Here is a 24,699-nt window from a genome sequence, read left to right on the forward strand (position 1 = left end):
CGCAGTTCTCCTTGTTTATGAATTTTGCTTCTTGCGTCGGAATTTATTTTCGTACATACGAATATCAGCCAGGTGTTTCAGCTCTGAAGTATTCGTTACTTCATGCATGTAGGCCGTACCGAAACTCACTCCTACATTTTCAAAACCATCTTGCTGCATTTCCCTGACTACCTTGTCTACAAGTGCCTGCACTCTCATCTCATCACCATCCCCGCAGACTGCCGCAAACTCGTCACCACCTACCCTGTAAATACAGCCTTTACCGTCCATGCCCCTTTGCATTAACGTAGCAAATTTGGTCAATAACTCATCCCCTTTTTCATGACCAAAAGTGTCGTTATAAAACTTCAGGTTGTCCATATCAATATAGGTCAATGAGGAATGATGTCCGATTGAAGTCAATCCGACTTCCAACGCATAACGGTTCGGGATTTGAGTTAGCGAATCGGTATGCGCCAGTTTCTTGTTGTGTTTGAGATGACGCAAGATATTCAGACGCTCGCGATAAAGCTCCCCTACCCGATACGTCAGCACCAGCGCAAGCAGCATAGACTCTACGACGATAGCGGACATGCCATAATGCTCGACATCAATGGTGTTCGAGCTTAACGTTGTTGGTAAGGTTGCCATACTGGCAAGCGCAACGAAAGCCGTCAACGCAACCAAGTACAACCGCGCTACCACACTGCCCTGTATGGTTCGGGTAATCCCAGCAACCATGCCATACAGCAAGAACACCCATACGCCATAACGCGCCATCTCGTTTATCCAGTGAGGTGCCATCATCCCGAATAGTGCAAATATCGCTAATAGCACCAATGCTACGCTTCCCAGCAGGAATAGTTTTTTGTTCTTTGCCGGGTGTACTTCCAGAAGCCTCATCACAAAGAGGACATAAATGAAGTTGGAAAAGAGTATCGGAAAAGAAACCAAATAAAAATTATGTAGACCCAGCAATTGCGACACAACCAAGTGCGCACTCGCGTTGAATATTAAATTGGAAAAGATAAAAAGTGCATACAGCAGCTCTGTATTACGTGAGCTCGCGAAAGACAGCGCGCCATAATAAATGCCCAAGGCAAGGAAAATACCAATACCGATCAACACAATGGCATTGCCGAGCTTAATCGCCTGCTGGTAATGGGCAAGCGTGTCAACATAAGGTACCGGCTGAGCAATAAAGTAAGGCGAAGATACTTCTGCAAGCAGCTTATACTGCCCCGTTTTCAAATCAAAGGTACGTCCATGCCTAAGGAAAAACGGGTTGAGCGCTTTGCTGCCAATACCACCACTAGCAGTGGCAATCAGCTTGTTTTGTTGATCGTAAATGTAAAAAGAAAAATGGTCTATCGTCGTTGTGTTTTTAAAATCCAACACATAATCGCCATCTTCGCCAATGTTCAGTTTGCCCGTATAAAGATAATGCCCGCCAACTAGAGATATACCATCCACTTTTTGTAGATTTTTTATCGTTTCTGGATGGTTAGGGTCAAATGGCAGGCTTCCCTCAATACTATAAAGCTGCCAAGCAATATTTTGAGTTTCGGCTTGAGCATAAGCACGGCTAGAAAAAACAAGAGAGATCAACAAGCTTGTAAATAGCAATACTTTGTATATTCGAAAATAATTAGGGGGATACATTCTTATCTCTTAAATATTGGGGAAAAGTGTTCAATTCCCACACATACCTCAGTAGAACAGTCAGCTTCAACTAACATAGTTGTCTATTTGCCCTTTTAACTAAAAAATCATGTTTTTAGGTACGGGTTTCAATATAAAGACAATTCGTAATTTTTACAATTAGTTTTTTTCTTTTCGGGACACAAGTTAACCATTAATCAAATTTTATGCATTGATTATTAAAGATAAATAGCCTCGGATATTTAAAAACAAAGCAACCCCACCCGGCAGATTTTTACGTCCATTAAGTCAAATAGATATATTGTTATACAGCTTCGGAGATTGCCACAAACCAATGGTTTACCAGGTTTCTTTTTAAACAGTCTTCTACCGATAAGAAGCTCAACCTATACTTAAAACCCTGCATTTCCCAAAATAATTCCTCTGCAAAAAGTACAAAACCTAGTTAGCGTAAATATATGTTTATAAAAAACTTTTTGTTGTATGATTGAAGTTCACTTTAAAGGAGGGATCATTTATGAGCACCACTATCGGCTATGCAATACTTGCGGATCTTGGAAACATTAAAGTCTTTTCCATCGACAAAACAGAACAAAAAACGGTTTCGCTACACACCTATCAATCTATTGAAAGCGTTGAAGGTCACGCCAAACTTGCTGAACTTTATAGCGACAAAGCAGGTGATTTCGCCAACGCTAACGCAGGAGGTAACAGTTCTTTTGAAACCAAAAGCGATATTGAAAGAACGAATCGTTTAATCGATAGCCTAAGCGAGTTTATCAATACCTTTGGTAAGCAACATGACGGCAAACTCTACTTATCCATTTCCAAAGCGATTCACGCCCAGGTCAAAGACAACTTGATGGATTCAACCCTAGCCAAAACCAAACTATTTTTGGCTAAAGACCTCACCCAACAAAACATAGAAAGCGTACTAAAAGCATTCGAGCTCTAAGTAGAAAATACAGGCTAAAGTTAATCGGGGTTCTGCTCTATCAGGCACTACCCCACTCATTGATGATTACATCACCCCAGCCTGGTAGATTTTGATTAGATTTTTGACAGTCATTTAAGCCTGACTTAAGTGATGATATCTTGCAATTTTTACAGCTTATTGATGGATACAACCTGATTACGACCATTTGCCTTGGCCTGATACAAACACGTATCCGCTGCCTCTATAAACGTTCGTATGTCAAAGTCAGAATCAGGAAGAATGGTACTAACGCCCAAACTGATCGTCAGCATCGAGTGCACTTCTGAATGTTCATGTGGCATATTTAAATTGAGGATACTTTCTCGACACTTTTCAGCCAGCTTGATTGCATCGACTAAACTTGTATTTGGTAGAAGAATCACAAACTCCTCTCCGCCATAACGCGCAAAAGTATCAGCTGCTCTCTTAACAGTTTTGGATAGCGTATTTGCGACCAATTTCAGACAATCATCTCCAGCTAAGTGCCCGTAGTTATCGTTATAAGCTTTGAAATAGTCAATATCGACAATGATTAATGACAGCTCAGACCCATCCCTCAATGCGCGTTTCCACTCTTTCTTCACTACATCATCAAAAGTACGTCTGTTAAGCGACCCCGTCAAGCCATCAACATTCGACAACACTGCCAACTTTTTATTGAGACGTTCCAGATCAGCTTCCTGCTTTTTCCTGTCGGTTATATCAATCATGTAACCACACCAGATAAAAGCGCTATTCTTCTGCCTATCTGTTGATTTGGAAGAAATACGAATCCACACCTCTCCTTTTAGTGGATGATCTATTCTGACATCTGCAATAAAAAAATTGTCATTCCGTTCATGGGTAGAAACATCTTCATCTTTTAATCGTTGTAAATCACCAGGATGAACCAAATTCCAGAAGTTATTCATATCCAACAGAAAATGTTCTTGTGGATAGCCTAAGATATCGTGGGATTGGGGACTGACATATAGAAATTCGCTAGAACCGTCATCATAAAGGACATATTCATACAAAACAGCAGGTAAAGACTCTAAAAACCCCATCATAGTGTCTGTTTCGGGAACTTTTGTTACCATTTTCATCCTTTACCATTCATTGAATGGATACAAAGTCTCACATTAGAATAATCATGATGAACTTTTATTTCACGACTTCTGTAAGACGGTAAAAATAGAAACCAATGTTTTTAGGTGTGAGTTTCAATATAAAGAGAATTCGTAATTTTTACAATTAAATATTTCTTTTCGGGGTATTAGGTGATAATCAATCTACCCTCAAACCAATAGATTATTACAGGTTAAAGCTCATCCCCCCCGAAATAAGGTTTACCCCAGACTGGCAGATTTTGATTACTTTTTGAGTCAATCAAACGAACCCAGTTTCATTGAACTTAGCGTGACCAAGCCTGTTTAAAGCTTTTACCTTTATAAATTTCTTGGGTTAACGCACACAATCCAGCGTTGTCCATGACCTTATACACATGTTTGATCCATGCGGGACGTATGTTAAAACTTCTCGGTTTTCCGCCAATGCTTTTTACAAATTTTTTCGAGACATTACAATCCAGTAAAACGCTCTTACCTTTGGTTTTAACCAATTTATCCATATCTTTTGAGGCTTTAAAAAATACCGGAACTTTTGATTTTTCGCTCACCCAGCTACTTGAAAAATCCCACATGACATGGGCATAGGCTAGCTTTAACGCTTTAGGATTTTTTTTGAAATAAAGCAGATTGTTCTTCGTCCCTGCGTAAGGCTCAGGGCGATAATCTTTCTTTAGACTAGGTGGCCTTTTTTGCCAAACCACCTGACCTTTCGGTAACTGTTTAGCCTTATTGATATCAATCATAATCTTATTTTTAACGACATTTTTCGGCAAGGTTAACGGCGGTAATTCAGGCTCTCCTTTACGTGCCCCCAAACTCATAATGTTACCGGTTATTTGCGCAACATACCCTTGCCCATAACCCGACTCCCATCCCGCTATGGCTAATATTGCTGCGGGTGGTATATTTTCTTTCAGACCAATTTTTACCGCTTCTTTAGCCGTTAAACCGTAAAACTGTTTAACATGTGGGTATTTACGTAATGAGTAAGATGAGCTGTCGGACTTTTTGGTGAGCACAGCGCTGTTAGCTTGTACATCAATAGAGATTCTTGCGATTAAAAAAACGCTAATAGCTGATAAGATTAAAATAAAGATTTTCATAGAGTCATTTCAATTAAGGATGGCGTATTTTACATTTAACTTCAATAACTTAAAATTTAATTTCACTCTAGAACCGATTATTTATTCATCTTCGGCAAGCAAAGTAACTTCGACTTCTCCATTAGGTTTATAGATAGTCAGTCTAAGAGTACATTGCTCGGGTTGTTCGCAAACAGGTGTCGGGTCGTCCGCGCAACAATCACCAGCTACAATGCCATTGTAAAACACCAAAACGGTCAACAACAAAGCCTGCTCGGTTTCTTCAGCGTTGAGCAACATAAAACTGATGTCGCTATCCGCCACACGATTACTCACCGCCAAACCTTGCTGCAAAGGGAGTTGTGATTTCTCCAACTGCTGCAATTCCGTATTCAACACATTCTTAAAATCAGGTGTGTTCCAAGCGGTGAGCACGTGCAAAAGCTTCATCATGACTTCTCCATTCTATCAGGGTGTAGCATAACATTCGAAAACGACACCCCTGCCTGACTGGTTTTGATGGTTTCTAGCGCATTATTTTTTAAAGTAGCTGGGGCCGAAATAAATCTGATAGCGGACACCATGATTATCGCTCCCTGTTCCTTGACCGGAGAAGAACACGGCATAATCATTATTGGAATTTTTTGTAGGCGAAAGGTTTAGAGAAAAATCAACCACTGTCCCCTTAGTTCCCGTCATGAATCCTCTAGCGGTCGCCGCAATCGAATCGGAGGTCGTCTTCACAGAGCCCGTTGTAAAACCCCAAGCATTTCTGACAACACCCGTCGATGAACCGCCACCAGCTAACATCACATGATATCGACCTTTAAATGCCTCATTCGTTACAGGGTTAAATGCCGTAATCTTACCGCCCTCATACTTGCTTGAAATAAATTCAACCTCGCAATTCATCTTAGTGCCATCCTTCATTGAAATCATTTCACCTGGAAACATATCTCCAATCTCAACGTGACGCGTATTTTTCGAAGCACAACCAGAAAGCGTCAACAACATTAACAACGCAACACTCCATGCAATATGACTCTTCATATCCACCCCTCCATTTTTTATTGATCTGACTATTACTAGAGATTCTTACTTATATTATTGCGGAATAATTAGGTGCGGGATAGGATTAAATTCATCCAACAAAAAACCCGCTCATAGCGGGTTTCAATATAACGGGTCATGACATTATTTACGAGAAAATTTCTCGCACCCAGCCTGGTAGATTTTAAAGGCCATGAATAATCAATAGATTTACCCCTTGGTTTATTTTGGTCACTGTCATTTTCAATGGCAAGTTTATGGCTTGATGGTCGTCAACCCAAGGGCATTCCAGGCTTGCATACCGCCTCGATACCAATGGATCTTATGCGCAGGGTACCCCATACTCACCAATGTCTTGATATTGGTTGGCGATTGTCCGCACCAAGGGCCATTACAGAAAAACACCAAATCTTTTACATTAGAAAAATTCCAAATCCCATCTGTCACGGTTGCCCCAAAGCGGTCTGTGAGAATGCTTTCCACCACCATTGGTTCAAAATTCGAAGCTTTTCGATATAGCTGTGTCCAGGGAATATTAACAGACGTAGGTATCGTTCCCTTCGCCACCCAGTCAGGCGTGCGCGAATCAATGATCAACAGCTTCGGATCTCCTTTGGATGCGCGTTTAATATAATCCAACATCTTCAATTCGCCAATCGTCTCCACGCCAGGCAGAAGGTGCATGGGTTGCACGCAAAACGGAGGGCATTGTCTTGAGGTGAGCGCGTAATCTTTAACAATGGTATTTTTCTGGTTTTGGTTACGTTGAATCACAATGGGCTTGCCATTGTGCATCACAGTGATGGAGCCGATATCTTTGGTAATTTTGACTTTAAGATCACTTTTGGAAGGTTCTGCAGACCAAGCTTGCGTTGAAAACAGCATTAGGATCGCGGTGCAAATTAATACGATTTTATGAGCCATAATTCCTCCTTTAATGAGATTCATTTAGCTATTCAATCAATACCAATCTTAACAGAGTGGTGTAAAAAAGAAATTTATATTCATTGATGTTAGAGTAAATTTATTCAGTTTTTAACTTTAAATTCAATTGGTTAAAAACCATCCTCCACTCTAATAAAGAGTGATTGTTGGTTTCTTAGTATATTCCGGGAATCAACCTGTAACGCACGCGTTGTGCATAGTCTCGATACCCCGGCAACTCTTCTTGTAAAGCCCGGTCTTCGAGCTCCATTCGCACTACTGTGATAATGGACGCCACAGCAACAGGAATCAGAGTCCACATCGAGCTTAGTGCAAGCGCCATACCAAACAGTGCCAGCATATTACCCGCATACCCCGGATGACGCACAAATCGATACGGTCCACTATCACAGACCACATGACCTTGATCTACCCGAATGCGAACCACACTGTAGAAAAATCGGTTTTCCGCAAATGCCCATGCAGCGAAAGCATACCCACCCCCAACGAGTAGAAGCCCAGTAAGGTTGACCCAAAGCGGGAACTCATGGGTCCACTGATAGCGATGATCCAACCCAGCGACAATCACTAACGGAAAACTGATACTCACCGCCATCAATGGCGCAAGCACTTTATCCCACGCTTTGGCTTTTTGGAAACTTTCCGTATCTTGCCTATCAGCGGTTAAACCCGGGTGGCGTTGTTCTCCCCAAATACGCCCACCAATCCCAGACATGAAAATCATTGCAGAATAGATCCATGCTTGCCACCAACCTAAATCTCCACCGCATACCAGTAAAATCAGCAAAATGAAGAAATACACCGAAACCAACCTAACCCAATGACGCAGGGATACGGTTTGAACTTGCTCTTTATTATCCGTCTTTATCGACATGTCACTCCCAGCCTGGTAGATTTTAAAGGGTTTGAAGAATCCATCGACTCACCTCATTGATTCAAAAACTTAGTTAGGCTCAATATGAGAAGCCAGACTTTCAGCTAACTTGATTAGTTCATCTGCATGATCGAGTCCCTCAAGAAACCGCTTAGGGATGCCACTCAAACCCACTTGAGCACCAGTAAGCGCACCGGTCAATATCGCTCGTGCCTGATTTTGCCCACCACCGTTTACAGCATGTAGCACAGCAGACTCAAAGTCATTATGAAATAAAGCAGACAGATAATAAGCTGGAGGCAGTTGATGATAAATCGCACACGGCATGCCATAAACGATTGAGACCTTCCAAGGCGGCTCAATTCGAATATCAGGATCAAAGGCAGCTTCAGCCATATAAGAAGGTGTTAGCAATGCATCAGGAGAAGCAAAACGCCCTGCGCGTGGCGGATCAGGGTCGCCTTTTTGCGGAGGCTGCAAATCATCATTCGTCACGGCATGAAAAGGCAGCGCACCGCTTTTCACCAGCTTCATAAGCTTTGCAGAGATATCCGCATCCAAGCTGTTGCCCTGAACAAGCAGCCCCAACACCGCGCCAAAAGCAACCGTCATCGAGACGACCATCTCATCACTCTGTGTCAGAATCGTGTTATGGGTAATTTCAGCGGCCAATTTATCTGGCTGGAAGGCATAACGAACCGCAATGGCAAGAATACGCTCAATCGCTTCTGTGGTATCCGCATGGCCGCCAGTTTGACCCCAAGGTAGGTTTTGCTGAACCCGTTTACGCCAGGCATCTCGGATAGATTGGCTAGTATAGTTTCCAGGTCCGCTGATAGGTGTGCCGTCAATGAGCGGAAAAAGCTCCTCATCCATTCGACGACAAAAATCTTGCTCATCGTAACCTTTGTTTTCAACTAAGGAGCGCAGTAGAAGTTCTAGAATAAACCCCGCTTGAGAGAGTTGACCTGCTTTCAAACCGTCATGATATCGACCCGGCTTTGGATTAGTGTAGTCGTCTATCCAATCACCATAGTCTCTACGCAGTTCCGTCAGGTCGTAATACCAATGAGGGCCTAGTGCAAGCGCATCGCCGATAAAAGCGCCCATAATCGCACCCGCAGCACGATCTTTTATTTCCGAAGGATTCATCATAGTACCTCCTAAATGCAGTTTGTTAGTCTGGCATTAGTTTGCGGAATAAAGCTCAACCACTCTCTTTATAACATATTGTTTTAGAAATAAAAAAGCCTCGCAATGCAAGGCTCAATAAATAATGCCTCTACCCAGCCTGGTAGATTTTGAGTCTATTGTGCTTTATCAGGAAAGAGAAGATAGCGTGATTCTTGCCGGCCAACCAATAAGCCCAGCCCGTTAGCTGACGGTGTTTGGCAAGGCATCGCATTCATTGCCTGCGCCACATGTTTCGTTGCGGGAGAAAAGTAAACAATCAGCTCACAATGAACGTCTCCGGTTGATTCATGTCGAAAGTAAATCGCCATTTCTTGTGTGTTTTTAGCTTTTTTACACTCTAATAAGAAAAGCTGCTTGATCTGCTTTAGCGACTCTTCCGCCAGCATTGGGTCACCAAGATTGCTCGAAAACCAGGTATTCATATACCTCCCAACACACTATTTAATTCATCAAGCTTAACGCCAATGACTTTAACAAATGCTCACTTACTAACGCTCTACCCCAGCCTGGCAGATTTTGCTGAACACTTAAGTTTTAAGCTGGTGCGTCCTCAAACATGACAACTTTTTCCAACTCACTATCCCACGTCGCTCTACTCGCGGTGAATATGTGAGCATTTGGTTTTATAGGTACATGACTGTCGAGGCATCCTGCGGGAACGACCAATAGTTCTCCACTCCCTTGCATATTTGGCAACGCAGAGCCGCAATGAGAACAAAAGCTCTTGATATGTTGTGTGGATGGTAAGTTAAAAGTCGTTACCAACTCTTCGCCAGAAATCCAACTTAAGCTGGCGTTGGTGGAAAATAGATTTGCTGCATGGGCTGAACCTGTATCTTTTTGGCAGTACTCACAATGACACAGATAGAAGCTTTCAAAACTCCCTTCAATTTCAAAATGAACTTTGCCACACAGGCAAGAACCATGATGTTTTGTACTCATGTGTATCACCAAAGTTTGATTGAAAAGTCTTTTTGTTTTTGTATCAACTTCAGGGTGAAAAGCTTATTTTCTTAACGGATCAAGAAGCTGCTTTAAACCATTGTGATCCAACTCCTGCATGAGTGCCAATAACTCTCCTAAATTACCAGATGGAAAGCCCTTACGCGCAAACCAATTAAGGTAATTGCCTGGCAAATCAGCAATAATCCGACCCTTGTATTTTCCGTAAGGCATGGTGACTGTAACGAGTTTTTTTAAGTTCTCTGGATTCATAAGTTATTCACATAAAAGGGCTATAATCCCTTTTCTCATATTATGTATTAATGAATAATATGAGTGTTTGTAAGTTCTATTATTTTTTTGCTTTTTCTTCAATTTCTGGATCTACGTTTTTTAGAACAAATTGTCTTACCACTAGATCAGAAGCCATAACAACACCATTAATTGAATCTATTTTTTCTAATAGTTCATCTTCATTAATAGAAATTTTTAAGTTTGGGTTATGAATCAACTGATGCCTTAAATTAAAAATATAGTTAAGATCATTTATTTCTTTAAATGTAATTTGAGTTTCTGTTGCTGGTTTATCTTTGATTCTGTAGTGTAAGGATTTGATCTCGTCTAAAAACTTGTTTTGCAAGAGAATTGAAAAATATTTATCGATGTTTTTCACACTCTGAAAATTTAAGTTTGATGCTACTAACTCCAGAGGGTGGATGCAATTTTTATACATAGCTATCAAATCATCAATTTTGTAACTTGAACCATGTAACTTTGACAAGGTTTTCTCGAACGATTCGGGTTTACAGGTTTTGAAAATAGAATCAATTAATGTTCTGTAATAAACTTCTACCGCTGTAACTGTGTTAATTACATGTGCCTTTAAGATTGTATCTTTTGTTTCAGAGGATACTGATAGTCTTTCGAGTTCATGAATGGCATTTTCTGTTTTTTCATATAAGCTTTGAAATGCATTTATAGGGATATAGTGTCTAGAATGCTTTGCATCAATATCATTAAGAATTTTGTCAATATCTAAACTCACCATCCCGTCCTTAATATTGTTTTAAAGTAACTGATACTTTGTAGAGAGCTTTAACGTCTAAACTCAGTCCCGCCGTTTTGGGGGACGGCTGGAATGCCTTGTTGAGCGGCTTTTGCTTATGATTAACCATTTCGACTACGCAAAGCTCTTGTGTTGTTAATTAGAACACTTGATTTTGCGTTTGCTTCTTCAATCTTAGAAACAAGGAAATGAGGGCCAGCGTTTAGTTCTGACCACTGCAACCACAAGGCATAATCCGAGATGATGTTGTCATGAAGTCTGTCAGGGATCGTATATTTACCCTGTTGGATTGGGTTCGTTGGAAGGTTAACACCAATAAGTCCATGATTCTTATCTAGAGTAGCTTTAATTTCCCAATCAACAAATTTACGCCATGGTGTTTGTGCACCACAAAAAACGATCGTGCATGATGTTCCAGTTATGTAATTTTCACGTATATTTCTAATGACATAATCTGTATTAGTACTCTCTATATCCCTGTCTACTGAGTTGTCTTGGATTACATCATATGTTGCCGAAAAGAATCTGCTAAATTCGTCATAATATGCTCTATCGCCAGCATGATGGTAGCTGACAAATATTCTTCTTTTTGGGATGCCTAAACCAGAAAATAATCCATTAGCCATTTAATTCATCCATTAGTAACATTTGGTTTTGATGATTCAACGCCGCTTCTTGTGTATTGAGACCAAGCACTATTTTCTTTCGAAATCAGACTTTCTATTCTTTGAACGAAAAGACCAAAAGGCTCTTCTTCGTCATATGGCTCAGTTCTGGTTAAAAAGAGATATTTTTCATGCTTCAAGGATTCGCAGGTAGTTCTATATTCAATCCAGTTTTCTTGAAATTGATTAAGGCTTAGCAAAGAAGCTAATATGGCAACAATTGCTCCGAGTATGCCTATTAAAATAATACTCCATGTTGCTCCTAGGCCAAAACCAGCAAAAAGTGGTATTGAACTTGCTGAAATTATTTCCAAAGCACGTATGCGCTTAAACCATTTCTGTGATTTTTGGCTTTTCGAGTCATACCAATTTATTTGGTCAACAACGCGTTGTTCAATATATTCTTCCGGTGTCAAGATAAATCTCCAATTAGCCTTCTATCGCTTCTCTAATCTTTTTCTCGTTTAATCCAAAAACCCATGTTGCCCCAGATGATAGAAGTGGTTTGGGTGATGCATAGTTACGCTTTTCTTTGATGGCAACTATTTTTTTGTTAAATGTTTTAGCTTGATTGATTTCCCAAGAAATCCATTCTCTCTCATGTGACTCTTTACCAACAAAAACAACAAATATGTCACATGCTTTGATTTTTTCAGATATTCTTTTTCGTATATATGTTTTATTTTCGCTTTTTATTGATACGTCAGTAGAGATATCATCAAACTCAAGCTCAAACCGTTTATTTGCACTCCAAGCATTTAATAGTCTTTTATAGTGTTTATCCTCATCATAATAATAGCTAACAAAGACTTTCTTCTTTTTATTTAATATAGCTAATGCAGCTATAGCTGCAGCAGTTCCTAGAGCGATCCGTAAAAGCACTGCCATAAAACTCCTGTTTGGTTCTTTATTACTATTACGCCCAACGTTTAGCTTGAGGGGCGCAGAGACGGCAAGCGCAACTTGCTGGCGGAGCGTCCCTCTCGAAGCGATTGTTAGGTGTGGAATGGTTGAATGAAACCATCATAAATAACCCTCGAAGGATGCCTGCTCGTCTGGAGCAGTGTTTTTCCTTTCTTGCCTTGGACTATTTCCAATATACGTTCCTGGCGTTGAACAAAGCCATTGTCCTTGCCCCAAGCAATGAGGACTATCTCTGACTCATCAATCGCCTTTTCAATTGCTTGATCATTTCTTTCGCCAATCTGATCATCAGTGCCAATAAAGTCATTGGTTTGAATAAAGGCAAATTGATTTACAACAATCAGGCGTTCGATGCCGTTGAATTCGACCAACCCCTTCTCAAAAACCACCCGCTCAAGCACCTGGACAGATTTGTCAGCAATCTCAACAGATGCATAGCTTGGGTTTTGCATAACGGCGCATACAGTTCTCGGTTTGCTTGAAGCACCATCCTTTCGTGCTTCTAGGCGATACCTGAAAATGGGAATTTCCTCCGCAGAAAAGTCCGCAGTTACCGTCAAATTTGGGCGATGCAAGTATGTTTGTTTCACAGAACACCTAACGCCCCAGCTCACTGGAGAGTGAGCGCAGTGAGTGAATCCAGTGAAGCTGATTGTTATGTTTAACTAAACCCATAAGCCAAGAAACCCATTAACGACAATAACCCCAATCACACCAAGAATAACAGCAAGAGCCTGCACAAGAAAGATTACACGCCTATCATATAGGAAGGTCTTTATTCCACCCGGTGTGTAGGTGGCCGAAAAACTTTGAATTGATCCATTATATTCATTCCTGAATACTCTTGGCCTGTTCCAGTATTGAATAAGGACTCTTTGCCAGATCAAAACGTCTAACGTCTGTCGCATCCACGTTGGGGAGTATTGGTACATCAAATACCCCCTTCCGCTATAAAGCGATTTCGTATTTCCGGGCTCTCTTCCGAACAATAGCGCAAGAAATGCATTCTTCACTGAACAGTTATCGCCATCGAGATAAATACTACCTTCAGCTCTTCGAGCTCTAAGAAAAGAACCTCCGATCAGGAAATAGATCACCACTAAATCCTTAGCATATGGCGGCAGTTTTATTTTTAATGGGAACAATATTAGATTTATTACTCCATGAAATATTCCACGATAAGTATTCAGTACAATCTCAAAAAACTCGTGTGTGCCAATGTTAAACACCGAAATAACAAAGTTCGAGGCTGATACGATTGCCGCGAATAACCCAAAGATCGCGAACCAGCTCTTTAACGACAGGTATCCTTCGCTCAAGGATTTCCGAAATTGATCAAATTTCATCTTGAAACATAACATTTAGTATAAGGCAATATCGCCAGGTTATTTTGTACTGCAATTGTTTTCATGTTTGCTTTTTGCATATCATGAGCCCTGTAATATTTGTAAGTTATACGACCTTCCAAATTAAAAGTACCATTTTTTTAAAACTAAACATCAACAAAATAAAAAACCCGCACAAAGGCGGGTTCCATTTAATTACTCAGTGAGATTTTTTCTTCTTGGGTGGCATTAGGTCCGTAATCGTCCCTTCCGCCATTTCCGCTGCGAAACAGATGGTTTCACTAAGCGTTGGATGCGGATGGATGGTTAGACCAATATCCTGCATGTCTGCGCCCATTTCGATGGCAAGCATAGCTTCTGCTATCAACTCACCGGCATTAGGCCCGACAATACCGCAACCTAATAAACGATGCGTTTCTGCACAGAATAGTGCTTTGGTCATACCTTCATCACGCCCTAAGCTTAAGCTACGGCCTGAAGCCGCCCAAGGGAAAGCACCTTTTTCGTACGCGATACCTTGATCTTTAAGCTCTTGCTCAGTTTTACCTGCCCAAGCCACTTCTGGATCGGTATAGGCAACCGATGGAATGCTCATAGGCGTAAATGCACTTGGCATACCTGAGATAACTTCTGCGGCAACTTTACCTTCGTGAACGGCTTTGTGCGCCAACATAGGTTGACCGACAATATCACCAATCGCGTAGATATGATCTACATTAGTTTTTTGACGTTCATCCACTTCAATGAAGCCCCAGTCGTCAACTGCAACACCGGCTTTTTCGGCATCTATCAGTTTACCGTTAGGCGCACGCCCTACAGCAACCAAGATACGGTCAAAGGTATCAGTTTCTGGACAATCTTTGCCTTCAAAAGTAACGACCAAGCCTTTTTTAGTGGCTTCAACATTGGTGACTTTTGATTTCAGGAAGATGTTTTCGTATTTCTTCTGAATCTTTTTCAGCAATGGTTTTGAGATATCTTTGTCGGCACCTGGAATAATGGTATCACCCAACTCAACCACGGTGATGCTTGCGCCCAGTGAGTCGTAAACTTGCGCCATCTCTAGACCGATAATACCACCACCGATAACGAGCATACGTTTTGGTATTTCTTCTAACTCTAGAGCGTCAGTTGAGTCCATAACACGTGGGTCATCATGTGGGATGAAAGGCAGCTTCACCACGCGAGAACCGGCAGCGATAATGGCTTTTTCAAATGCGATGGTTTTAGTCGTGCCATCCGCAGCTTCTACGGTAACGGTATTAGCTGAGCTGAATTTTCCGTAGCCATGAACCACTTCAACTTTACGTGCTTTTGCAAGACCTGATAGCCCACCAGTCAATTTACCGATAACGCCATCCTTGAATTCGCGCATTTTATTGATGTCGATTTTAGGCTCGGCAAAAGTAATACCGTGTGCGCCCATTTCACGTGTTTCGTTCAACACGACTGACATGTGCAACAACGCTTTTGAAGGAATACACCCTACGTTCAAACACACACCACCGATGTTCTCATAACGCTCGATCATGATGATTTTTTTGCCAAGATCGGCCGCACGGAATGCAGCGGTGTAACCACCAGGACCAGAACCTAATACCAATACTTCACACTGCATATCCGCAGGTGGAAGGTCGGCAGAAGAAACAGGAGCTGGAGTATTTTGGGGTGCTTCTTGCTTAGGTGTTTCTTGAGCTGGTTCTGCTTTTTCTGGTGCAGCAGAGGCGGCAACACTTTCTTCTACGTTTGCGGCAACAGTATCGCTACTGGCGATTTCCATTTGCCCGACAATTGAACCTTCGGAAACCTTGTCACCTACTGCGGCAGAGAAAGAAACGATCTTACCTGCGAAAGGCGCTGGAATTTCCATGGTTGCCTTGTCTGATTCCAATGTCATTAAAGAATCGTCTTGCGCAACTTCTTGCCCGGCTTCAACCAAAACTTCGATTACATCGACTTCAGCGAAATCACCAATATCAGGAATTGTAATGTCTACAACTTTACTCATCATTCACTCCCGATTACATGATCAACTGACGTAAGTCAGATAGATACTGACCAATGGTCGTTGTAAAGCGCACGCCTTCTGCACCGTCTACTGCGCGGTGGTCATAAGAGACGCTGAATGGCATCACTAAACGAGGCACGAATTCTGATCCGTTCCACACTGGCTGCATCTTGGCTTTTGACAAGCCCATAATGGCAACTTCAGGTGCGTTAACGATAGGTGTGAACTGCGTACCACCGATACCGCCAAGGCTTGAGATAGTGAAACAACCACCGGACATATCGGCTGGGCTTAACTTACCGTCACGCGCTTTGACGGAAAGCTCCATCAAGTCACGAGACAGGTCGTAGATACCTTTCTTGTCAACGTCTTTCACCACAGGCACAACCAAACCATTTGGTGTGTCTACAGCGATACCGATGTTGTAGTATTTTTTCTTGATAATGGATTGTCCGTCAGGCGACAAGGATGCATTGAAACTTGGGAAGTCTTGCAATGCTTTGACAACCGCTTTCATCACGAAAACCAATGGCGTCAATTTTACACCCTGCTTTTCGGCAGTGGCTTTCATGTCTTTACGGAATTGATCCATTTCAGTGATGTCACACTCGTCGAACTGAGTGACGTGCGGTACGTTCAACCAACTGGTGTGTAGGAACTTACCGGAAATTTTCTTGATGCGACTCAGATCTTCAGTTTCAGTTTCACCGAATTGTGAGAAATCAATAACTGGAACCGGAGGAATACCAGCACCACTTGATGCAGCGGCTGCAGCAGGTGCACTACCTTGCATAACAGATTTAATGAATGCTTCAACATCGCTTTGCGTGATACGACCTTTAGGCCCTGTACCCGAAACATGCGATAAGTCTGCACCCAATTTTCTGGCAAATGCTCTAAGTGATGGTGAAGCATGATATGCCGCGCCCATTTCTTGTGCATTAACTGGTTTTGCATTGGCAATGGCAACCGGACTTGGTTGCGCTGGTGCAGGTGCTGGTGCTGGTTCTGCTTTTGGTGCAGGTGCAGCAGCCACTTTTTCTGCTGGTGCTTCTGGTGCAGGTTTTGATTCTTGAGCCGGTGCAGAAGCTGCTGCTTCACCACTGACTTCGATATCTAAAACATAGTCGCCTTCAGAAACTTTATCGCCAACCGAGACGATAACTTTTGTTACTTTACCGGCTACCGGAGAAGGAATTTCCATCGTAGCTTTGTCGGATTCAAGCGTTAATAATGAATCATCAACCGCAACGACATCGCCTTCAGAAATTAAGACTTCAATAACATCGACGGTATCGAAATCGCCGATATCAGGAATTTTGATTTGTTCAACTGACATTGTTTGTGTCCTCAATTGTTCGTGCTATCACTATTCAGAGCTGTACTATTCCAATGCGCACAGCTCTTAGCGTCCCATCAGGCGATTAAGCGTGAGTAGGGAAAACCTTGTCGCTGTCTAGACCATATTTCTTAATGGCATCAGCAACTACTTCTGGTTTGATACTGCCTGCGTCGGCAAGTGCTTTTAATGCTTCTACCACAACGTAGTGGCGATCTACTTCAAAGAACTTACGCAGTTGTTCACGCGTGTCAGAGCGTCCGAAACCGTCAGTACCAAGGACATAGTAGTCTCCCGGAATATATTGACGAATACGCTCTGGATAGTCACGAATGTAGTCGGTAGCGACCACAAACGGCCCTTTAGCGCCCTTAAGTACTTCTGATACATAAGGAACTTTAGGCGTTTCAGTTGGGTGAAGTGTATTCCAACGAGTTGTTTCAACACCGTCACGACGTAGTAGGTTGAAACTTGGTACACCCCAGATATCCGCTGCTACTTTCCAGTCTGCTTCTAGCATTTCTGCCGCGGCAATAACTTCACGGAAAATAGTACCAGACCCCATTAATTGAACTTTTAACTTATGTTTTGCTGTTGATTTCTTGAATGGATAAATCCCTTTCAAGATACCTTCTTCTGCACCCTCTGGCATTGCCGGATGGGTGTAGTTTTCGTTCATACCAGTAATGTAGTAATAAACGTCTTCTTTGTTGTGCATCATGCGACGGATACCGTCACGAATGATGACAGCCATTTCATAAGCGAAAGTAGGATCGTAAGACAAACAGTTAGGTACGTGGTCAAACTGAATTAGGTTATGACCATCCTGGTGCTGTAGTCCTTCCCCTTCAAGGGTTGTACGACCTGCTGTACCACCGATTAGGAAACCACGAGCACGAGAGTCACCTGCCGCCCACGCCAAGTCACCAATACGTTGGAAACCGAACATTGAGTAGTAGATGTAGAAAGGAATCATGCTAACGCCATAGTTGGCATAAGCTGTTGATGCTGCAACCCAGTTCGCCATGGAACCGGCTTCGTTAATCCCTTCTTCGAATACTTGACCGCTTGCAGACTCTTTGTACCACATCAATTGGTCGGCATCCATTGGCTCATATAACTGACCTGCTGGATCGTAAATACCGACTTGACGGAACAAGCCTTCCATACCGAAAGTACGCGCTTCATCAGGAATGATTGGTACAACGCGAGGCCCTAGAGTCTTGTCACGTAACAAGATGGAGATGATACGAACGAATGCCATCGTAGTTGACATTTCACGATCACCTGTACCATCTGTTAGCATTTTGAATGCAGATAGTTCTGGTACTGGAAGAGGCTCAGCATCATCATGACGAGCTGGTAGGCTTCCACCTAACGCTTCACGACGCTCTTTCATATAGCGCATGATGTCAGAATTTTCTTCTGGACGATAAAACGGAACGTGTTGTTCTAGAGATTCATCAGAAATTGGTACTGAGAAACGGTCACGGAAATATTTCAAACCGTCAATATCCAGTTTCTTCTGTTGGTGAGCGGTGTTTGCTGCTTCACCATACTGACCCATACCGTAACCTTTGACGGTTTTCGCCAAGATAACAGTTGGTTGATCTTTGGATTCAGTAGCACGCTTATAGGCGTTGTAAATCTTACGAGGAGAGTGACCACCACGGTTTAATTTGAAAATTTCGTCATCGGTCATGTCTTCAACCAATGCACGTGTTTCAGGGTATTTACCGAAGAAGTGCTCACGAACGAAAGCACCATCTTTTGCTTTGTAAGCTTGGTATTCACCATCAACCACTTCGCCCATACGTTCGATCAGCTTACCGCTGGTATCTTTTTGTAGTAAACGATCCCAACCTGAACCCCAGATAACTTTGATTACATTCCAGCCTGCGCCACGGAACACACCTTCTAGTTCTTGGATGATCTTGTCATTACCACGAACTGGGCCGTCTAGACGTTGTAGGTTACAGTTGATAACAAAAATCAGGTTATCTAGCTTCTCGCGCTTAGCAAGCTGAATGGCACCACGTGATTCTGGTTCGTCCATCTCACCATCACCTAGGTAAGCCCAGACTTTACGACCTTCTGTTTTTGCCAAACCACGTGCATGCATATATTTCATGAAACGCGCTTGGTAGATTGCCATCAAAGGCCCTAGACCCATAGATACGGTTGGGAATTGCCAGAAGTCAGGCATCAACCATGGATGAGGATAAGAAGATAGACCGTTGCCATCTACTTCTTGACGGAAGTTGTGCAACTTGTCTTCATCTAAACGGCCTTCCATAAACGCACGAGAGTACATTCCCGGTGCTGTATGACCTTGGAAGAAAACCATGTCTGCGCCTAATTCATGCTTAGGCCCTTTAAAGAAATGGTTCATACCCACTTCATATAAAGTACAACTTGAGGCATAGGAAGCGATATGTCCACCCACACTGGTATGTTTATTCGCTTTGGAAACCATTGCCATCGCATTCCAGCGCAATAGCGCTCTCATGCGTGTTTCAAGACCTAAATCACCTGGATAGTTGTCTTGCTCTTCAGGGGCAATAGTATTGATATAGGGGGTGTTTGCAGAATAAGGAATGTCGATTCCGTGAACGCGTGCTTTTTCAATTAAGCTCGCGATTAGATGTTGAGCTTTGTCTGAACCTTCAAACTCAACTACTGCTTCTAATGCATCTATCCACTCTTGTGTTTCTTGTGGATCTTGGTCGATGAACATCTCGCTCATATTTTATTAACCTCATTGGTTGGTATTGGTTTACCAGTTTACCGTCTAACCGGGTAAGTCAGATGGTCACTCGGTTCAGTGTAGTTCATACACCGGGCCGTCCAAAAAACACCTTATTTTTCTGCTACTTAGTACTCATAAGATGCCGGAATCTCTTGGTACAAAAACCCAAGAAACGCCTTCTAATTATTAAAACTGGGGGCAATAATAACACTTTTTAAATGAGGGCGCTATTGATGAAAGCCCTTGAAAGGTAATGTAAGCGCAGGTATGTGAAACTTTTGAAGTTATTAAGAAGTGTAGAATTGGCTAGATAGAAATTTGCAAAGGTCCGTTAACTATTAAATTCGGTAGCCTCATGATCGTTTAACCAGAACTTTTGAAGGTGCTCTTCAAGCTCTGTTAGCGCTTGGTGATAGACAGCCTGTTTAAAATCGACAACATTTTGTACAGGCAACCAATACTCCACCCATTGCCAGCCTTCAAACTCTGGCGTTTCATGACAATCAAGGTTGATTTTGCCTTCATCTCCAACCATGCCAAGCAAAAACCAGATTTGCTTTTGACCAATACAAATTGGCTGGCTGTAGTGACGAATCAAATGTTTTGGTAAGTCGTAGGAAATCCAGTCTTTGGTTCTACCCAAAATACGCACATCGGAAGGGTCTAAACCGACCTCTTCTTTAAGCTCTCTAAAAACAGCTTGCTGAGGCGTTTCATGCACACGAACACCACCCTGAGGAAATTGCCACGCGTCTTGGTTAACGCGCTTTCCCCAAAAAAGTTTGCCGTCTTTATTTACGATAATGATACCGACGTTCTGCCGATAACCATCTGAATCTATCACTTTTGACCTTAAAAACATTAAATTTAATGACATTATTATGGCAGTAAAAGCCCGCGAGTTTCAAATTTTTGCTCTAAATATACGGCTATTTAAATAGAAACACTCAGCTTAAAGAATCTTGTTAATCCATTATTCCGTTAAGAAATGTCATATTAATCATTGAGAAACTGCAATACAGTTGGGTTTTCGTTACAATAGCCGCCTAATTTTTGATAACTAAATTTAAAGACGTAATTGGCGATGGCATTAGCAATTTTCGATTTAGACAATACCTTAATCAGTGGTGATAGCGACTACCTCTGGGGAAAGTTTCTGATTAAGCAGGGCTTAGTTGAAGCTGAAAACTTTGAAAAACAAAACGACCTTTTTTACGAAGATTATAAAAAAGGTACCCTTGATATTATGGCTTATCAACGTTTTTCACTAGCGCCAATTGCTCACCGACCTATGGCTGAACTTCATGCTTGGCATAAGCAATTCATGCAAGATTTCATTCAACCAATCTATCTTGAAAAAGCACAAGCATTAGTTGATGAGCATAGAGAAAAAGGCGATACCTTACTTGTTATCACCGCAACCAATAGTTTTGTAACTCGCCCTATTGCCAATCTTTATGGCATAGAAAACTTATTGGGTACTGACCCTGAAATGAAAGATGGTACGTTTACTGGTGAAGTGGATGGCACCCCTACTTTTCAACATGGCAAAGTGGAACGCTTAAATGTGTGGTTGGAACAAACTGGTGAGACGTTAAAGGGCAGCTACTTTTATTCTGACTCTCACAACGATATTCCTTTACTGGAAGAAGTCACCTACCCGACTGTGGTTGATGCTGACGATCAGCTATCAGCACATGCCAAAAACAAAGGCTGGCCAAGCATCAGCTTAAGATAGCTCTCAACCCCAGCCTGGTAGATTTTTCGTATTTTTTGAAAATGTGCCAGGCTGGGCTCACGCCCCTTCTGCACAAAAAGACTAACAACTTCAACAACTTTTGCTTTATTATAGGAAATGGAGACGTCGCTATTTGGTAACTAAGACGTCAAACTTTAATGAAGCAATTAAGGATGTATAAGTATCTTGTGGTTAGTAATAACCGCATTTCCATCAATGCCTTCCTAGCCACAAAAAGCTAGCAGAGGTTCTGTTTTTTAACCACCCAATAAGGGACTGAACATTATGTTTCAGGATTTGTTAACAAACTGGAGATATACAATGGAAGATTTAATCGCATCAACCGGTGCAATCATGATGATTGCAATTGGAATTAGCTTAGCGGTAGCGCTACGCGCCGCATTACCATAGTAAAGTACTTAACTCAAAAAGCCTGGGACATTCTCCTGGGCTTTTTTGTTTGCGGAAAATATTGCTCAAAACCTTATTCAAGAGATAAAAAAACCAGCACGAAGCTGGTTTCAATTTTCACTTAATTTTACCGATAGATTAACCGAATGAACACAATTCGGTTTTATGGCATCTAAGTCTTATTGGTAATTAGCGCATACCAGGTGGCAGCATTCCTCCACCCATTCCTGGCATCTTACCTGCCATGCCACGCATCATGTTTTTCATGCCACCTTTAGAGACTTTCTTCATCATCTTCTGCATTTGCGTAAACTGCTTCATCAGTTTATTAATATCTTGCACCTGAGTCCCTGACCCTGCAGCAATACGCTTTTTACGAGAGCCTTTGATTATTAACGGATGCGCTCTTTCTTGCGGTGTCATTGAGTAAATAATGGCTTCAAGACGCTTAAAGTCTTTTTCCATTGCCGCAGGATTGACTTGGTCTTTAATTTGAGACATGCCGGGCATCTTCCCCATCAAGCCGCCAAGGCCACCCATATTGTTAATTTGCTGCAACTGCTCTAAGAAATCTTCTAAATCAAACTGACCCGATTTTTGAATCTTTTTGGCAAACTTCTGTGCTTTTTCCTGGTCGATTTTGCTTTCAGCATCTTCTATCAGACTAAGCACATCCCCCATACCAAGAATACGGCCTGCCATACGGTCTGGATGGAAAGGTTCAAGCGCGTCGGTCTTTTCCCCCATACCCACAAACTTAATTGGTTTGCCAGTAATTTCACGAATGGACAATGCCGCACCACCGCGCGCATCCCCGTCTGTTTTGGTTAGAACCACACCTGTTAATGGTAAAGCATCATTAAAGGCTTTGGCAGTGTTTGCTGCATCTTGACCTGTCATGGAATCGACAACAAACAGTGTTTCTATCGGTTTGATCGCACCGTGCAGACGCTGAATCTCCGACATCATTTCATCGTCAATATGCAGACGACCCGCCGTATCAAGAATCAATACATCTGCAAACTTTCTACGCGCTTCCGCATGAGCATTTTTAGCAATATCAACCGGATCTTGATCGGCCGTTGAGGGAAAGAACATTGCTCCAACTTGCTCAGCAACTGTTTCCAACTGTTTGATCGCCGCTGGACGATAAACGTCGGCAGACACGACCATGACTTTTTTCTTTTCACGTTCTTGCAGCCACTTGGCAAGCTTAGCGACCGTTGTGGTTTTACCTGCACCTTGCAAACCAGCCATCATAATGACTGCTGGCGGTTCTACGTTGAAATTCAGTGGTTCAGCTGATCCGCCCATCACTTCAGTAAGCTGGTCACGAACGATTTTGATAAATGCCTGCCCAGGGTTTAGGCTTTTAGAGACTTCTTGGCCAACGGCTCTTTGCTGTACTTGGTCAATAAAAGATTTTACGACAGGCAAGGCAACGTCAGCCTCTAAAAGCGCTCTACGGACATCTCGAATAGCGTCTTTAATATTAGACTCTGTCAGCCTTCCCTGTCCGGTGATATTTTTAAATGTCTGGGCTAAACGATCTGATAAACTGTCAAACATACTTTCTTCCAATCAATAAGATTAAGATTAAATGCAACGGAAACACGCGCATTTTTTTTCAATTCGGTTTAATTTTCGCTATTATACGAGTTTACGACTTAAATATCTAAGAAGACACCAACCAAACTCGATAAGAAGAGATCAAGGATTCACTGCATGTTTACCGCTACAGTTATGTTAGCCACCGTTTCAAGTTTGATATATTTTTATACAACCTACATGCTTTGGAAACGTTTTGACACTGAAAATGCTTCTATCCAATGGTCGCGTCCAAAATTTTTAACGTTAATCGTCATTGCAGCGACTTTCCAATTTTTGTCTTTTGCTGGCAGCCTCTACTCACACGGCATGATCCTGTTTAGTTTTGGAACCTCTTTATCTCTTATCAGTTGGCTAGCCGTTTTATCTTTATTGGCTACCAACCTAAACAACACGACTGAAAACCTTGGTATCTTTATCTTCCCTATTGGGGGGATTACCGCTGTCATGCCTTTCATTTCATCGGAGATTCACCCTCTGCCTACTGAATTAGGCAGTCATGTTCTTATTTCAGTTAGCGCTTATAGCATTATGGGGTTAGCGACAGCGCAAGCGATTCTTTACTCTGCGCAAGAAAAACGTTTCCGTAAAAAAGAACTCACCACGCTTTTCAGAAACTTGCCACCACTACAAGTAATGGAAAAGATTTTGGTTCAATTGGTTATTACAGGTTTTGTGTTATTGACCTTTGCTTTATTGAGCGGTGCATTTTTTATGGAAGATATGTTCGCTCAACATCTCATCCATAAAACTTTCTTCGCTATCTTGGCGTGGTTAACTTATGGTGTCTTTTTGATAGGTCATTTCCGTTTTGGTTGGCGTGGTCAAAAAGCCGCTTACTACACTATCTGGGCATACTTCTTACTTATCCTAAGTTATATTGGAACAGAAATCGTTCTAATTAATCTTAGAGGCTATTAACACCAGACTATTACAACAATCAAAAGATTTATAAAATAGCTTGATGTGACGAGTTTGATGTCGATATAATTTCATCTCGACTAACTACATTATTACTCAAATTGAACCATC

General features: G+C 42.0%; 25 protein-coding genes. 3 read left to right on the forward strand and 22 right to left on the reverse strand.

Translation table 11 applies throughout. From position 1 onward, the window contains the following. Positions 1–15 precede the first annotated feature (15 nt). Positions 16–1,641, reverse strand: a complete 1,626-nt coding sequence (locus tag N745_RS0106160; RefSeq protein ID WP_024851254.1) for a sensor domain-containing diguanylate cyclase — start codon at positions 1,639–1,641, stop codon at positions 16–18. Positions 1,642–2,158: 517 nt separating this feature from the next. On the opposite strand from N745_RS0106160, the gene N745_RS0106165 reads away from it, so the two are divergent. Beyond that, complete coding sequence (locus N745_RS0106165; protein WP_024851255.1) at positions 2,159–2,596, forward strand: host attachment protein; 438 nt, start codon at positions 2,159–2,161, stop codon at positions 2,594–2,596. A gap of 149 nt (positions 2,597–2,745) precedes the next feature. Here N745_RS0106165 and N745_RS0106170 read toward each other — a convergent pair whose 3' ends face one another. The 20 genes from N745_RS0106170 to N745_RS0106265 form a co-directional block, all read right to left on the reverse strand. Further along, positions 2,746–3,696: a sensor domain-containing diguanylate cyclase gene (locus tag N745_RS0106170; protein ID WP_169729906.1), complete on the reverse strand. Its 951-nt coding sequence runs from the start codon at positions 3,694–3,696 to the stop codon at positions 2,746–2,748. A gap of 314 nt (positions 3,697–4,010) precedes the next feature. Next, positions 4,011–4,829, reverse strand: a complete 819-nt coding sequence (locus N745_RS0106175) for a glucosaminidase domain-containing protein (RefSeq protein WP_024851257.1) — start codon at positions 4,827–4,829, stop codon at positions 4,011–4,013. 81 nt (positions 4,830–4,910) lie between these two features. Then, complete coding sequence (locus tag N745_RS0106180; protein ID WP_024851258.1) at positions 4,911–5,261, reverse strand: hypothetical protein; 351 nt, start codon at positions 5,259–5,261, stop codon at positions 4,911–4,913. Positions 5,262–5,342: 81 nt separating this feature from the next. Continuing rightward, the gene (locus N745_RS0106185; protein WP_024851259.1) at positions 5,343–5,858 is read right to left on the reverse strand and encodes a hypothetical protein; all 516 of its coding nucleotides are present in this window, start codon (positions 5,856–5,858) and stop codon (positions 5,343–5,345) included. Positions 5,859–6,113: 255 nt separating this feature from the next. After that, entirely contained in the window at positions 6,114–6,782 is a 669-nt protein-coding gene (locus tag N745_RS0106190) for a rhodanese-like domain-containing protein (protein ID WP_024851260.1), read from the reverse strand. 175 nt (positions 6,783–6,957) lie between these two features. Further along, the gene (locus N745_RS0106195; protein ID WP_024851261.1) at positions 6,958–7,677 is read right to left on the reverse strand and encodes a methyltransferase family protein; all 720 of its coding nucleotides are present in this window, start codon (positions 7,675–7,677) and stop codon (positions 6,958–6,960) included. A 69-nt stretch (positions 7,678–7,746) separates the two neighbouring features. Next, positions 7,747–8,832: an ADP-ribosylglycohydrolase family protein gene (locus N745_RS0106200; RefSeq protein WP_211239099.1), complete on the reverse strand. Its 1,086-nt coding sequence runs from the start codon at positions 8,830–8,832 to the stop codon at positions 7,747–7,749. 152 nt (positions 8,833–8,984) lie between these two features. Then, entirely contained in the window at positions 8,985–9,293 is a 309-nt protein-coding gene (locus N745_RS0106205) for a hypothetical protein (protein ID WP_024851263.1), read from the reverse strand. Positions 9,294–9,405: 112 nt separating this feature from the next. After that, complete coding sequence (locus tag N745_RS0106210; protein ID WP_024851264.1) at positions 9,406–9,813, reverse strand: GFA family protein; 408 nt, start codon at positions 9,811–9,813, stop codon at positions 9,406–9,408. Between the two features lie 63 nt (positions 9,814–9,876). Then, a complete protein-coding gene (locus tag N745_RS0106215; RefSeq protein WP_024851265.1) occupies positions 9,877–10,086 on the reverse strand; it encodes a DUF3820 family protein in 210 nt (69 codons plus the stop codon). Positions 10,087–10,165: 79 nt separating this feature from the next. After that, entirely contained in the window at positions 10,166–10,861 is a 696-nt protein-coding gene (locus N745_RS0106220) for a HEPN domain-containing protein (protein ID WP_024851266.1), read from the reverse strand. A gap of 119 nt (positions 10,862–10,980) precedes the next feature. Then, on the reverse strand, positions 10,981–11,505 hold the full coding sequence (locus N745_RS11775) for a TIR domain-containing protein (RefSeq protein ID WP_024851267.1): 525 nt from the start codon (positions 11,503–11,505) through the stop codon (positions 10,981–10,983). Between the two features lie 5 nt (positions 11,506–11,510). Then, a complete protein-coding gene (locus tag N745_RS0106230) occupies positions 11,511–11,960 on the reverse strand; it encodes a DUF4231 domain-containing protein (protein ID WP_024851268.1) in 450 nt (149 codons plus the stop codon). A 13-nt stretch (positions 11,961–11,973) separates the two neighbouring features. After that, positions 11,974–12,432 carry a TIR domain-containing protein gene (locus N745_RS11780; protein ID WP_084657322.1) on the reverse strand — a complete coding sequence of 153 codons (459 nt, stop codon included), beginning with the start codon at positions 12,430–12,432 and terminating at the stop codon, positions 11,974–11,976. A 107-nt stretch (positions 12,433–12,539) separates the two neighbouring features. After that, positions 12,540–13,058 (reverse strand): DUF1643 domain-containing protein, encoded by a 519-nt coding sequence (locus N745_RS0106240; protein ID WP_024851269.1) that lies wholly within the window; start codon positions 13,056–13,058, stop codon positions 12,540–12,542. A gap of 75 nt (positions 13,059–13,133) precedes the next feature. Further along, complete coding sequence (locus N745_RS0106245; RefSeq protein ID WP_157833749.1) at positions 13,134–13,787, reverse strand: hypothetical protein; 654 nt, start codon at positions 13,785–13,787, stop codon at positions 13,134–13,136. 226 nt (positions 13,788–14,013) lie between these two features. Further along, positions 14,014–15,822, reverse strand: a complete 1,809-nt coding sequence (lpdA, locus tag N745_RS0106250; protein WP_024851271.1) for a dihydrolipoyl dehydrogenase — start codon at positions 15,820–15,822, stop codon at positions 14,014–14,016. 13 nt (positions 15,823–15,835) lie between these two features. Further along, positions 15,836–17,161, reverse strand: coding sequence for a dihydrolipoyllysine-residue acetyltransferase (gene aceF / locus N745_RS0106255; protein WP_024851272.1), 1,326 nt, complete (start codon positions 17,159–17,161; stop codon positions 15,836–15,838). Positions 17,162–17,246: 85 nt separating this feature from the next. Continuing rightward, positions 17,247–19,907: a pyruvate dehydrogenase (acetyl-transferring), homodimeric type gene (gene aceE, locus N745_RS0106260; RefSeq protein ID WP_024851273.1), complete on the reverse strand. Its 2,661-nt coding sequence runs from the start codon at positions 19,905–19,907 to the stop codon at positions 17,247–17,249. A gap of 334 nt (positions 19,908–20,241) precedes the next feature. After that, positions 20,242–20,754, reverse strand: coding sequence for an RNA pyrophosphohydrolase (locus N745_RS0106265; protein ID WP_024851274.1), 513 nt, complete (start codon positions 20,752–20,754; stop codon positions 20,242–20,244). A 240-nt stretch (positions 20,755–20,994) separates the two neighbouring features. Between N745_RS0106265 and N745_RS0106270 the strand changes: the two genes are divergently transcribed. Then, positions 20,995–21,648: a histidinol-phosphatase gene (locus N745_RS0106270; RefSeq protein ID WP_024851275.1), complete on the forward strand. Its 654-nt coding sequence runs from the start codon at positions 20,995–20,997 to the stop codon at positions 21,646–21,648. A 600-nt stretch (positions 21,649–22,248) separates the two neighbouring features. On the opposite strand, the gene ffh is transcribed toward N745_RS0106270, so the two are convergent. Further along, the gene (gene ffh, locus N745_RS0106280) at positions 22,249–23,628 is read right to left on the reverse strand and encodes a signal recognition particle protein (RefSeq protein ID WP_024851276.1); all 1,380 of its coding nucleotides are present in this window, start codon (positions 23,626–23,628) and stop codon (positions 22,249–22,251) included. Positions 23,629–23,784: 156 nt separating this feature from the next. Here ffh and N745_RS0106285 point away from each other — a divergent pair, with 156 nt between their 5' ends. Beyond that, positions 23,785–24,588, forward strand: coding sequence for a cytochrome C assembly family protein (locus tag N745_RS0106285; RefSeq protein WP_024851277.1), 804 nt, complete (start codon positions 23,785–23,787; stop codon positions 24,586–24,588). The last annotated feature ends 111 nt before the right edge of the window (positions 24,589–24,699 follow it).

It is taken from the genome of Hydrogenovibrio kuenenii DSM 12350, assembly GCF_000526715.1.
GTDB classification, from domain to species: domain Bacteria; phylum Pseudomonadota; class Gammaproteobacteria; order Thiomicrospirales; family Thiomicrospiraceae; genus Hydrogenovibrio; species Hydrogenovibrio kuenenii.